An 11,803-nucleotide genomic window follows, 5' to 3' on the forward strand; every position below is an offset into this window, starting at 1 on the left:
ATAACTTATCTTTACCCCAATAAATCTACTATTATGCACGAAACTGTACTCTTTATCCACTCCTGGTGGGCGTATCTGGTCTTGCTGGTCCTTCTTGTTGCAACTGTGAATTTTATCATTGGCATTTCCTCGAAAAAAGAATATGCTGCAACAGATTTTCGATTGGCTTTATTTTCGCTAATTGTGTCGCATATCCAGCTTCTTATTGGGATTGTTCTCTACTTTGTTTCTCCCTATTTTAAAGCCTTTGGGCAACTGGGAATGGGAGAGGTGATGAAAGATTCCACCTTGCGACTTTACCTTGTGGAGCACCCGCTTATAATGGTTATTGCTGTGGCATTGATCACTATTGGATACTCAAAACACAAGAATAAGCGCCTGTCTAACCAAAAATTTAAAACACTCGGTATATTCTACGGTCTTGCCCTGGTTTTTGTGCTTTCGCGAATTCCATGGTCTGCCTGGTTCTAATCGGCTTCTTTGGTTAGGATGATGTACACCGGAAAGTGATCACTAAATCCACCCGTAAATCCTGACTGTCCAAAACTTCGGAAAGGATAATTCTTATAAGTCCCCTTAGAGGTAATAAGAAACGGCGGATTAAAAATATAGGCCCTGAAAAATGTCAGTTTTTCAGGGCTTTTTTCTATTAAAGATTTTGATACCAGAATCTGGTCAAACAAATTCCACTGGTCGCGATATGCCGAAGTTCCTGTGCCTTCCGAAGCAATTGCAGCAAAAGGATTGTATAATCCTCCAAAGTCTACCTGCTCCTTCTTTGCCCTGGCTCCCAGGATTTTGTTCAGGCTGGCATTGGCTGGATCATCATTAAAATCTCCCATATTTACTATCATGGCATAAGGATCCTGCCTTTGTAGTGAGTCTATAATGTATTTATTAAGCCTCGCAGCCTCTGTTCTCTTATAACTGCTTAGTTTTTCCCCGCCACTGCGCGAAGGCCAGTGATTTACAATAAAGTGAATATCCTCGCTGTCTATAGATCCGCTCACTACCAGTTGATCTCGGGTAAAATCCCTTTTAGAAGTGTTTTTTGCCTCGTAGATCATTAGCACATATTTGTTCCAGTCCTTCAACTTAAAGGCATTGGCCCGGTATAAGAGTGCGACATCAATACCCCTTTCATCTGGAGAGTCGCTGTGCACGATCTGGTAATTATAGGGTGCCAAAAGTGGCATTTTTACGAGGTCTTCCAGCACCTGAAGGTTCTCGATCTCACATAGCCCCACAATTGCTGGGGGTGATGGCAGCTCCTCTCTTCCCATGCTGCTTATCACCAGCGCCAGGTTCTCCAGCTTCTTTTGGTATAGTTTTTCTGTCCATCTGTACTTCCCTGTGGGTGTGAAATCTTCATCAAAAGTGTCTGGGGAATCGTAAATATCAAATAGGTTTTCAACATTATAAAAACCGATACTGTAAGCATTATAGTCCCTTTTTTCCTGTGCTTCTGCCAGTTGATAAGCAAGAATGGAGATGCTAAGGATCAATAAATTAAGTGATTTTTGTAGCACCAGATTTTCTTTTGTTAAAAATGATAGGAATCAGATTAAAGATAAAATAAAAAATGTATTATTGCTCCATAAATGCCTCCCCTCTAATGTTTTATGAAAATATTTTCTTTTGGGAGGATCCTGTTTTCTTTCCTGTTTCTGTCTGCAGCTGCTTTTGGGCAGCAGGTTAGCGGTGTAGTGATCGATCAGGTTTCGGGAGAGCCTCTTAGCGGCGTTTCCGTAACTATTTCGAACACTGTCGTCGAGAGATCTACAGATATTGAAGGTGTTTTTGTTTTTTCTGAAGGGCTTCCGCAGGGAGAACAAATTCTTACACTCTCCAAAAATGGCTTTTTCAGCAAACATTTTCCGCTTAAAATTACTTCTGAAGATATAAACCTCGGCCAGATTCCTTTAGTTCCCAACCTGCCCGAAATGCAGCGGCAAACCGAAATCATATCTCTTGGCGACCACGAGCTGGACGAAGAACAAAGTGTATCAAATATTTCGGGGCTCTTGCAGGCTTCTAAAGATGTTTTTCTAAATGCAGCTGCTTTCGACTTTAGTCCCACCTTTTTTCGGCCTCGCGGTTACGACAGTGAATATGGGAAAGTACTCATCAACGGTATAGAAATGAATAAAATTTTTTCCGGAAGGCCGTTGTGGAGCAATTGGGGCGGATTAAATGATGTGCAACGCAACCAGGAATTCTCTAACGGCACCACCCCTTCTTCGGTCTCATTTGGAGGGCCGGCCGGTACCACGAATATCATCATGAGGGCTTCTCAATATACCCACGGCGGCAAATTTTCTTATGCCGTGGCCAACAGGTCGTATTCCGGGAGGGCTATGGGCAGCTACCATAGTGGTTTATTGGCTTCAGGCTGGGCGTATTCTTTTTCTGTGGCAAGGCGTTTTGCTGAAGAAAGTTTTGTTGAAGGGACTATCTATGACGCCAACTCATTTTTTGCTTCCGTAGAAAAGAAAATCAATGATTCGCATAGCCTGAATTTCACCGCATTCTACACTCCAAACAAACGCGGCCGAAATTCGCCCAACACTCAGGAAGTTTTTGAGTTGAAAGGGAACAGCTACAATGCGTATTGGGGATGGCAGGATGGAGAGATTAGGAATTCACGGGTGCAGGTTGTCGAGGAACCTGTATTTATGCTCAACCATTCCTGGACTGTGAATAAAGCTCTTGAAATAAATACCGGTGTCGCATACCAGTTTGGGAAGATTGGGAACAGCAGAATTGAATATGGCGGTAGCCGGTTATATCGTGAGGGTACCGAAGATATCTTTTTGGGCGGGGGCAGCAATCCCGACCCTGCCTATTATCAAAAGCTGCCATCTTACTTTCTAAGATTCACAGATGCACAAAATTTCAGGGAAGCTTACCTGGCAGAGCAGGAATTCCGGAGCTTTGGGCAAATTAACTGGGGTGAACTCTATCTTGCAAATGAATCGGCTACCGTAGCTGGCGGTAACGCGGTTTATGCCCTTTATGAAGACAGGGTCGATGACCGGCAAATTTCTGCAGCCTCAAATTTCAGGTATGTGGTCTCTTCTCAACTTGCAATCACGGGAGGTGTAGATTTCAGGCAGCTTGAAAGTGAAAATTTTGCTTCGGTACTTGATCTCTTTGGTGCAACCTCTTTTTTGGATGTCGATGCCTTTTCAACAGGATCAAAGGCGCAGAATGACCTCAAGAATCCAAATAAATTAGTTTCCGAAAATGACATTTTTAAGTACCACTACAGCTTTGATGCCACGAAAGGCGGCGGATTTCTTCAGGCGGAGTTTAACCTTCAGAAAATAGAGACTTACCTGGCTATCGAAACTTCGGCTACCACTTACCGGCGCACCGGCCACTTTCAGAATGGCAATTTCCCCGACAATTCCCTGGAAGAAAGCGAAAAAATCAACTTTGGGAATTACGGTGTGAAGGGCGGGATCACCTATAAATTGAATGGCAGGAATTACTTCAGTACTAATCTTTCTGGGTTTACCAAACCTCCGGCGTTGCGAAATAGTTTCTCAAATGCGCGGCAAAACAATGATGTGGTTCTTGGGCTCAGGAGTGAAAAAATAATGACTGCCGATGCAGGTTACCAAATCCGAATGCCTTTTCTCACCGGAAGAATCACCGGATTTTATGGTCTATTTAAAGACGCTACCGAAGTTTCCTTCTATTATGCCGATGGGCTTGCAGGTTCAGGAAGAGACGTAACCAACGCCTTTGTTCAGGAAATTATGACCGGTATAGATAAGCGGCATGTGGGGGTTGAATTTGGGCTGGAAATTCCGGTTACTACTACCCTAAAAATACGCTCTGCGGGTTCAATTGGTGAATACATGTACCAAAGTAATCCCAATATCTACCTCACTTCAGATGATTTTACTGAAGTCCGCCACATGGGGCAGACTTTCCTGGAGGGATACAGGCTTCCAGGTGGTCCGCAGCGAGCAGTACAGGTAGGGTTTGAATATCGGGATCCTGCGTATTGGTGGATTTCAGCTTCTGCCAACTTCTTTTTTAAATCCTTTATAGATGTTGCCCCTCTTCCGCGGACCAAAAATTTTGAAACCGACCTTGATGGCTTGCCGCTCTTGAACTTTGATAAGACGATCGCACAAGAACTGCTGCAGCAGGAAGAATTTGAAAGCTATATGCTGGTAAATGTTGTGGGCGGCAAATCGTGGAGGATTAAGAACAGGTTTTTGGGCATTTTTGCCAGCCTCAACAACATACTGGATGCTACCTACAAAACAGGAGGCTACGAGCAATCGCGCAACGTCAATTATGCGCTGCTTAAAGCCGATATGGAGAGAGACAAACCCCTTTTTGGATCTAAATACTGGTTTGGCCCCGGCACTACTTATTACGCTCACGTTTATTTAAGATTCTAAAAAATGAAGAGAATTTTGCCATTTTTGAGCCTGTTGATTATTGTTTCCTGTGCTCCTGAAGATGATTTTACCGCACCTGCCGTGACGGTTACTCCTGTAGAAACCAACATTGAGCTACAGGCGGTGGTGGGAATGTTTATGCAAGATCAGGAAAGAGTTTTGAGCTTTGATAAAGATCTCGTGCTTGAGGCTTATGTGGTTTCCAGCGATGAAGCCGGTAATTTTTATAAAGAAATGGTGGTACAGGACAAGCCGGAGCAGCCCAGGGCAGGGTTAAATATTAAACTAAACATGACCTCCTACTATCAGTTCTATAACTTCGGAAGAAAAGTGTATATTCACCTTAATGGCCTTAGTGTTGGGCAGGTGAACGGCATAGCAACACTTGGCGTGGCCGACGGAAACCAGATCGTAAACATTCCTGAATCGCAGGTTACTTTGCATATAAGCAGAAGTGCAGAGGTAGCTCAAATCACCCCGAAGCTCATAAAAGCCTCAGATTTTGGTGATCTACTGGAGAACCTGTACGTGCAAATAGAGAATGTGCAGTTCAATAAATTGCTGGTCAACCTTCAAAACCCAGCAACTTATGCAGCAGAAGAAAATGATGAGTTTGACGGGGAAAGGCTGGTAGAGAGCTGCGAAGGAGATTTTCCTTTTATCGTTAGCACCAGTACCTATGCCGATTTTGCTGCTCTAAAGCTGCCCACCGGTTCGGGGAGCGTGCAGGGAATTTTGACCAGAGATTTCTATGATGAAATTTATACCATTTATATCAACCTTCCGGGAGATATCAGCTTCAGCAATAACCCACGCTGTGATCCTGCAATTTATGATTGCGGCCTGGCTAAATCAAACGGAAGCAAAATCCTGTTTGAAGATGATTTCAGTTTACAGAAGAACAACAAACCTGTTGATGGAAAAGGCTGGAAAAACATCATCCAGGAGGGTTCCCGCCCATGGGAGGCTTTTACTGCCACGGGGGCAAACGCTTCCCTGGGCCGATCGGCCAGGATGAGACCGGCAGGTTCGGGTGATGCCCGCAGCCTTAGCTGGCTTATTACGCCAAAGATCAATTTCGATACTAATTCGGCAGAAGTACTCAGATTTAAAACTTCTACAAGCATGGCAAATGGCAGTTTTATGGAAGTGCTTATTTCTATCGACTGGGATGGTTCCGAAGAGAACCTTTTAAAAGCGGAATGGAAAATCCTTTCGGCCGCAAACATAGCAGCAAATAACGATTTCTTTGGCGATTGGATTTCCTCGGGCCTGGTTGACCTTTCGTGCGTAACAGGTAAAGGTTATATCGCCTTTAGGTATACCGGGAGTGACCATTCGTATTACAACGGTATCTATGAGCTTGACGATGTTCTTATTACTGCTGATTAATACCTGATGAGAAAACTTATATTTGCGTCAAAATAAATACGGGTGCAACAAGAAATAAATCTTCAGGTTTCTCCTGAAACTGCCGCAAATACCGAAGCCTTAAAACATCATCTTTCGAGGGAGAAGGGAATTCCTTTTTCTGAAATAAGACATGTAGAGATCTTAAAAAGGAGCATCGATGCCAGGCAAAAGAAGATCAAAGTAAATTTAAGGGTGCAGCTTTACCTGCAGGAAAACTTTGAAGCAGAAAAGATCAATAAACCGGAATATAAAGATGTTTCGGCTGCCCAACCCGTGATCATTGTGGGAGCCGGGCCTGCCGGATTATTTGCCGCCCTTCGTTGCATTGAACTGGGTAAAAAACCCATTGTTATTGAAAGAGGAAAAGATGTTCGCGCCCGGCGCCGTGACCTCAAAAAGCTGAATATTGAACATATAGTAAACGAAGATTCCAACTACTGTTTTGGAGAAGGAGGCGCCGGAACTTACTCTGACGGGAAACTCTACACCCGAAGCAAAAAACGTGGGGACGTTAACAGGATCCTGGAACTTTTTGTTGCTTTTGGTGCCACTCGCGAAATTATGGTGGAGGCGCACCCTCACATTGGTACAAACAAGTTGCCTGCTATTATTGAAAATATCACCCGCACGATTATTGAACATGGGGGAGAAGTACTTTTTAACGCGAGGGTAGTAGATTTTGAGGTGAAAAATGATGAAATCGCTGGTGTGCAGTTGCTTGACGGAAGAAAAATAGCTGCGAAAAAGGTCATTTTAGCGACGGGACATTCGGCCAGGGATATTTTTACGCTACTGTACAACAAAAAGATCTATATAGAAGCAAAACCTTTTGCCCTGGGCGTAAGGGTAGAGCATCCTCAAAGCCTTATTGACCAAATCCAGTACCACACTGCAAACCGTGGAGAATTCTTGCCTCCTTCTGCCTACAGCATTGTAAAACAGGTTGAAGGCCGGGGTGTTTATTCCTTTTGTATGTGCCCCGGCGGGATCATTGCGCCCTGTGCCACCTCGCCGGGAGAGATCGTGACCAATGGCTGGTCTCCCAGCAAGAGAGATCAGGCGACGGCAAACTCCGGGATTGTGGTGGAAATAAGACCTTCAGATTTTGCCATTTTTGGAGATTCACCATTGGTTGCTCTCAAATTTCAGCAGGAAGTGGAGAAAAAAACCTGGCTCGCCGGCGGAAAAACTCAAACCGCCCCTGCCCAAAGACTGGTGGATTTTAGTAAAGGCAAAACCTCCGGAAATCTTCCGCAGACCTCCTACAAACCCGGAATTACTTCAGTAGACTTAGGAGAAGTGCTGCCAGATTTTGTTCATAAAAGCCTTCAGAAGGGATTTGTGGAATTTGGCAAAAGCATGAAAGGCTACTTTACCAATGAAGCTGTAGTGCATGCTACCGAATCCCGAACTTCCTCGCCCGTGCGTATTCCACGTGATCCTGCAACTCTTGAGCATGTGCAAATAAAAGGGCTTTATCCCTGTGGTGAAGGTGCAGGCTATGCCGGTGGAATAGTTTCGGCCGCTGTTGATGGAGAAAAATGTGCTGAAAAAGCCGTTTTGGCAATAAACAATAAACAATAAACAATATTCAATGGTTCTCCTCCGCTTTCAGGTTCGGTTTTCCAGGTTTTCCCTTTCGTTTGTTCCTTCCGAAGTGTTGTGGTACAATTTTTCAAGGGGCACACTGGTTAATCCGTGTACGACTGTAGAAGCTACCACAACCAGGCTGGGAATGATCCAGACTTCATCAAAATTAACTTTGTCTTTAGCAAGTACTGCATAATAAAGGGCTGCGACGCCTATAGGCCCAAACCAGCCCATTATGAGAACGCTGTAAATTTTCTTTCGGAACTGAGGCATAAAGGGCATTAAAATGAGCAGTGCCGGGAGACGTCTTAAGAGGAGGATGAGAACAACGATCAACACCGGGGTCCAGCCCAGGGCATACCAGTCCTGCCAGGGCAGCATGAGCCCCAGAATAAAAAATACGGGAACGGTGGTGATCCTTTCCATAGTTTCCTGAATTCTCTCTTGTTCGAGATCTTCATTTGCAGTAATATCTTTTGCAAAAGCAAAGCCACCGGCGAAAACGGCAATAACAGGGTTCATTTGAAGCAACTCAAAACCCGACAGGAGCAACAGGGCTACTGCGATTGAAAAAGATAAAAGCGTCTTATGGTTGAGGTAGCCGGCCTTATGGGTCTTTTTAAGAAGATAACCGCAGCCGTAGCCCACGCCATATGCCAAAATTGCACAGAGAATGCTCTCATACAACAGGATCTTGACAAACCAGTTACCTAGGTCTCCGCCGCCTTCTGCATTTAGCAGGTAAAGGGCAAGAAAAACAATGGGAAAGGCAAGCCCATCATTCACACCGGCTTCAAAAGAAAGTGTATTTCGCAATTTTGCCGGCAGATATTTTTCCGCTTTTTTGCCGGTGATAAGGGTAGATGCCACAACAGGATCGGTGGGGGTTATGATAGCACCCAGCAGCAGGCATTCAAAAATGCCGAGATTTGGCATCAGTAAATAAAAGACTCCGCTGGCCAGCACCCACATAAGCAGCATTCCGAAGATCACCAGGATAGAGAGGGTAGTAGCATTTTTCCTAAAAATGTGGCTTGGAAGCCGCAAAGCAGTTGCCATTAATGCCATTGCAATGGTGAACTGGCAGGCTACTTTAAGAATATAAAATTGGGTAGGAGAATCAATGATCTGTATTAGGTTGAGCACAGCGGGCCCCAATATTACACCCAGCGAAAGTGCCAGTAAGGGTTCGGTAATTGAAACATTTTGGATCTTTTTAAAAAATGCACCTACAAGTATGATCAATAAGCTTATAAAGAATATGATAGTCATTGCATCCATTGGTGCCCTGTTTTTAGCTGTTATTTTAAAGGTAAGCAGTTGCCGCTGCTATTTTCTTAAGAATTTTTTAAAATGTTGGAATACCAGGTGGTCTTTGCTGCTGTATTTGCTGGCGAACACTTAAAGTTCCCTTAATGCAATGGTGCAGTTAGCTGCTTTCTATTATCTTGTATAGTAGGCAGATACTCAAAAAACATTCTTTATGCTTTTAAACAAAGACAATACATGCGCCAGCTAATAATTAAAATTGCAAAAGGACACAAGGACGAAGTTTTAAAATCTATTGAAGAATTCGAGGGTAAGAATACTATTTATTTACCTCAGGACGAGCAGGATGTATTTGTTATTTATTTGCCAAACAGAACAGTTAATAACTTTCTAAAGCGTATTGATGAGTATGAAGAACCGGAAATAAGTCTCATTCCGCGGGGGGTGATCACTTTGTATCCGCCGGCTTCAGAATCTCCCGGGCAGGTGGCCGATGTACAGCCTAAAAGTTCGTTGGAAATTTACCTGGGCGGCATTCAAAGTGTAGGTTCTGTAAAAGGCCTCATTGGTTATTCTTTTGCCGCCGGGATTATTGTGTGGATAGGACTTTACACCACAACAATTTTTCTTTTAGTGGCGGCAATGTTAGTTGCTCCTTTTGCAGGTCCGGCTATGAATGCGGCACTGGCCACTGCAGCAGGAAAGATGCCTTTGCTTAAAAGCAGCCTTAAACGTTACGGTATGGCCATAGGAATAGGAATATTGGCCAGTTTTTTAATGACCGTAATATTTCCTCTTGAAACCTTGACGCCGTTAATAGTAGAAGTGAGTCATGTGTCAAAAGTGGCACTTTTACTACCTCTTATTTCAGGTTTTGCGGGGGCAATAAATATAGTGCAATCAGAAAGGGACAGTCTGGTTTCGGGTGCGGCAGTGGGCATCCTGGTTGCTGCTTCCCTTGCGCCACCTGTAGGACTCGTGGGTGCCGGAATTTACATGATGGACTGGGAAATTGTATGGAGCAGCGTTTTCAGGATCATCCTGCAACTGCTGGGAATTCATTTGGCCGCCACACTTGTTTTCTATTTCTTCGGAAGAGTTACTCCGGGAGGGGTTCGTTTTCTTAAAGGGAATAAAAAGCTCACCTACCTTACCACAGCCATTGTAACACTGGGAATTGGAGCAATGATGGTGTGGCAGTTCAGTCAGCCTCCTTTTCTTCGGAAGGCCAGCATGAATACAGAGCTTACTGAAGAACTTGATAAAGAACTCAATAAGCTTGACTACATTGAGGTGATAGGAAAGGATGTGAATTTCACAAATACCATGATCAATGGAAATCCTACAGTGAGCTACAATATAACCGTGCTTCCCAGTGATACTACTTTATCAGAAAGTGTTCTTAAAAAGAGGATAATCAATCATCTTAAAGAAAACCTGCGCCACCAGGAAGACAATATTTATGAAGTCTTTCAAGTCAATGTAGCTGAAGATTAATAATCTGGAATAAATTATGGACGACACTACTTTTTTATGGAACGGACTCCAGCCTTTGGTGCGCATCGTAATAGTTGGTGTTACGGCTTACCTGTCTATAGTTCTTATCTTGCGGATATCTGGGAAAAGGACTCTGGCAAGCATGAGCGCCTTTGACTTTGTAATTGCGGTTGCGGTAGGTGCTGTTTTTGGACGGACCCTCACCACCAAAAACCTTTCAATTTCTGAAGCCCTTACAGCCTTTATTTTACTGGCGGTGCTTCAGTTCGTTTTTGCATACTTCGAAAATAAGTCAGACACTTTTAAAAATATATTCAACACCAAACCCAGGCTTTTGTATTACAATGGAGAGTTTCTTGAGAAGAACCTGCACAAGGAGAGGCTCGATAAGAGCAAGGTTCTTAGTGCCGCCCGAAAAAAGGGCTTTGGCAGCATGGATGATGTTGCCGCGGTAATTCTTGAGATTGATGCCACCCTTTCGGTAATTGGGAAATCAGAGGAGGGTGAAAACTCAACGTATAGCGAACTGGTAGAGAAAAATGATCTTTAAAAATGTAAGAAAGCATCTTCTATGTGCTCCAGCCGGGTTCCTGCCTTGTTTTTAATTATGGCAACAATATCAAACCGCACTTCTACATCCAGATTGTGCTCATTCACAAAATGATCTATTGCCTTAACCAGCTGATTGATCTGTTTCTTCTTTACAAAATCCTGCGGATCCCCAAAATCGGGCGTACTGCGGGTTTTTACTTCAACAACAGCCAGGATGTTGTTTTTACGGGCAATGATATCAACTTCCGCCTTTTGGTACATGAAGTTTCGGGCCACAATTTCATAGCCGGTTGCCAGAAGATGTGCTACAGCAAGTTCTTCTCCCCGTTTACCTAATTCATTGTGCTGTGCCATCAGTTTTTAAATCCTTTGTAAAACAGGGTGTCAAAAATGTCATTTTTGGCACCCTGTTTAGGTATAGGTTACTTCAATTTAAGACCTGCTTTCCTTTTGATAGATTACGGCCCTCACCTTCAGGTCAAGGTTGATAATATCCTCTGGATTGGCTTCTATGATGTGATCTCCATAAAAGTTTTTTGGAGGTGCATCTACCGGGGTTAAGAAGACCCTTACATTAGAATCATTCATCTTCCCGTCCTTCCAGTCTACAGCCCCGCTGTAATCCCAGCCAAACCCGTAGAAATCTATGGGCCCGTTGTTGATCTTTACCAGGTCTTCATAGCGGGTGCCAACGGTAATCCCTTCACCTGTATGCCAGCGGCCATCTTTTTCAACATAGATTTGATGCGGCAGGTTTTGGGTTTTATCTTCCCAGATAATAAGGAGTTCGTCATTGGTCCCCGGATAAAGAATACTGTAAGCCCGCTCTACCGTACCCTCGTCAAAAAGGTCAATTCCTTCAGAGATTTCTGCTTCAGGATAAATGCTTGCTAACCGGTTTTCGCTAATGACTTCAGCTAAATTTTCAAGCTGAAATCTTTCCGAAGAAGTGGCTGTGAGTTTTCGGCTTTTACAACCTGAAATTGAAATTATGAGCGCAAGGAGGAACAGTTTCTTCATTTCTACTTTTTTACTAAAATGCATAACATTTGTCGCATCGG

At 43.8% G+C, this 11,803-nt stretch carries 10 protein-coding genes; 6 read left to right on the forward strand and 4 right to left on the reverse strand.

What is annotated here, in order from left to right; genetic code table 11:
- Positions 1–33: 33 nt before the first annotated feature.
- Complete coding sequence (locus VS868_RS08420) at positions 34–471, forward strand: hypothetical protein (protein ID WP_345596661.1); 438 nt, start codon at positions 34–36, stop codon at positions 469–471.
- Here VS868_RS08420 and VS868_RS08425 read toward each other — a convergent pair.
- Complete coding sequence (locus VS868_RS08425; protein ID WP_345596663.1) at positions 468–1,529, reverse strand: endonuclease/exonuclease/phosphatase family protein; 1,062 nt, start codon at positions 1,527–1,529, stop codon at positions 468–470. The genes VS868_RS08420 and VS868_RS08425 overlap by 4 nt on opposite strands.
- Positions 1,530–1,622: 93 nt before the next feature.
- Between VS868_RS08425 and VS868_RS08430 the strand changes: the two genes are divergently transcribed.
- The 3 genes from VS868_RS08430 to VS868_RS08440 are packed head-to-tail and all read left to right on the forward strand — an operon-like array spanning position 1,623 to position 7,418.
- Positions 1,623–4,421 carry a carboxypeptidase-like regulatory domain-containing protein gene (locus VS868_RS08430; RefSeq protein ID WP_345596666.1) on the forward strand — a complete coding sequence of 933 codons (2,799 nt, stop codon included), beginning with the start codon at positions 1,623–1,625 and terminating at the stop codon, positions 4,419–4,421.
- Between the two features lie 3 nt (positions 4,422–4,424).
- Complete coding sequence (locus tag VS868_RS08435) at positions 4,425–5,813, forward strand: DUF5689 domain-containing protein (RefSeq protein ID WP_345596668.1); 1,389 nt, start codon at positions 4,425–4,427, stop codon at positions 5,811–5,813.
- 42 nt (positions 5,814–5,855) lie between these two features.
- The gene (locus VS868_RS08440) at positions 5,856–7,418 is read left to right on the forward strand and encodes an FAD-dependent protein (protein WP_345596670.1); all 1,563 of its coding nucleotides are present in this window, start codon (positions 5,856–5,858) and stop codon (positions 7,416–7,418) included.
- Between the two features lie 27 nt (positions 7,419–7,445).
- On the opposite strand, the gene VS868_RS08445 is transcribed toward VS868_RS08440, so the two are convergent.
- The gene (locus VS868_RS08445; protein ID WP_345596672.1) at positions 7,446–8,705 is read right to left on the reverse strand and encodes a cation:proton antiporter; all 1,260 of its coding nucleotides are present in this window, start codon (positions 8,703–8,705) and stop codon (positions 7,446–7,448) included.
- A 225-nt stretch (positions 8,706–8,930) separates the two neighbouring features.
- Between VS868_RS08445 and VS868_RS08450 the strand changes: the two genes are divergently transcribed.
- Positions 8,931–10,190, forward strand: a complete 1,260-nt coding sequence (locus tag VS868_RS08450; protein ID WP_345596674.1) for a DUF389 domain-containing protein — start codon at positions 8,931–8,933, stop codon at positions 10,188–10,190.
- A gap of 16 nt (positions 10,191–10,206) precedes the next feature.
- Positions 10,207–10,740 (forward strand): YetF domain-containing protein, encoded by a 534-nt coding sequence (locus VS868_RS08455; protein WP_345596676.1) that lies wholly within the window; start codon positions 10,207–10,209, stop codon positions 10,738–10,740.
- Here the strand turns inward: VS868_RS08455 and VS868_RS08460 are convergent.
- Both VS868_RS08460 and VS868_RS08465 read right to left on the reverse strand, forming a co-directional pair.
- Positions 10,737–11,096, reverse strand: a complete 360-nt coding sequence (locus VS868_RS08460; protein WP_345596678.1) for a YraN family protein — start codon at positions 11,094–11,096, stop codon at positions 10,737–10,739. The two genes, VS868_RS08455 and VS868_RS08460, sit on opposite strands and share 4 nt — an antisense overlap.
- Positions 11,097–11,174: 78 nt before the next feature.
- Positions 11,175–11,762, reverse strand: coding sequence for a hypothetical protein (locus tag VS868_RS08465; protein WP_266068060.1), 588 nt, complete (start codon positions 11,760–11,762; stop codon positions 11,175–11,177).
- Positions 11,763–11,803 lie beyond the last annotated feature (41 nt).

Origin of the sequence: Salinimicrobium sp. 3283s (genome assembly GCF_039602225.1) — a bacterium.
GTDB classification, from domain to species: Bacteria; Bacteroidota; Bacteroidia; order Flavobacteriales; family Flavobacteriaceae; genus Salinimicrobium; species Salinimicrobium profundisediminis.

Excerpts from the sequence above, each read along its gene's own strand:
- VS868_RS08420 (WP_345596661.1), top strand. The coding sequence starts at position 34 with ATGCACGAAACTGTACTCTTTATCCACTCCTGGTGGGCGTATCTGGTC.
- VS868_RS08430 (WP_345596666.1), top strand. The coding sequence starts at position 1,623 with ATGAAAATATTTTCTTTTGGGAGGATCCTGTTTTCTTTCCTGTTTCTG.
- VS868_RS08435 (WP_345596668.1), top strand. The coding sequence starts at position 4,425 with ATGAAGAGAATTTTGCCATTTTTGAGCCTGTTGATTATTGTTTCCTGT.
- VS868_RS08445 (WP_345596672.1), bottom strand. The coding sequence starts at position 8,705 with ATGGATGCAATGACTATCATATTCTTTATAAGCTTATTGATCATACTT.
- VS868_RS08450 (WP_345596674.1), top strand. The coding sequence starts at position 8,931 with ATGCGCCAGCTAATAATTAAAATTGCAAAAGGACACAAGGACGAAGTT.
- VS868_RS08455 (WP_345596676.1), top strand. The coding sequence starts at position 10,207 with ATGGACGACACTACTTTTTTATGGAACGGACTCCAGCCTTTGGTGCGC.
- VS868_RS08460 (WP_345596678.1), bottom strand. The coding sequence starts at position 11,096 with ATGGCACAGCACAATGAATTAGGTAAACGGGGAGAAGAACTTGCTGTA.
- VS868_RS08465 (WP_266068060.1), bottom strand. The coding sequence starts at position 11,762 with ATGAAGAAACTGTTCCTCCTTGCGCTCATAATTTCAATTTCAGGTTGT.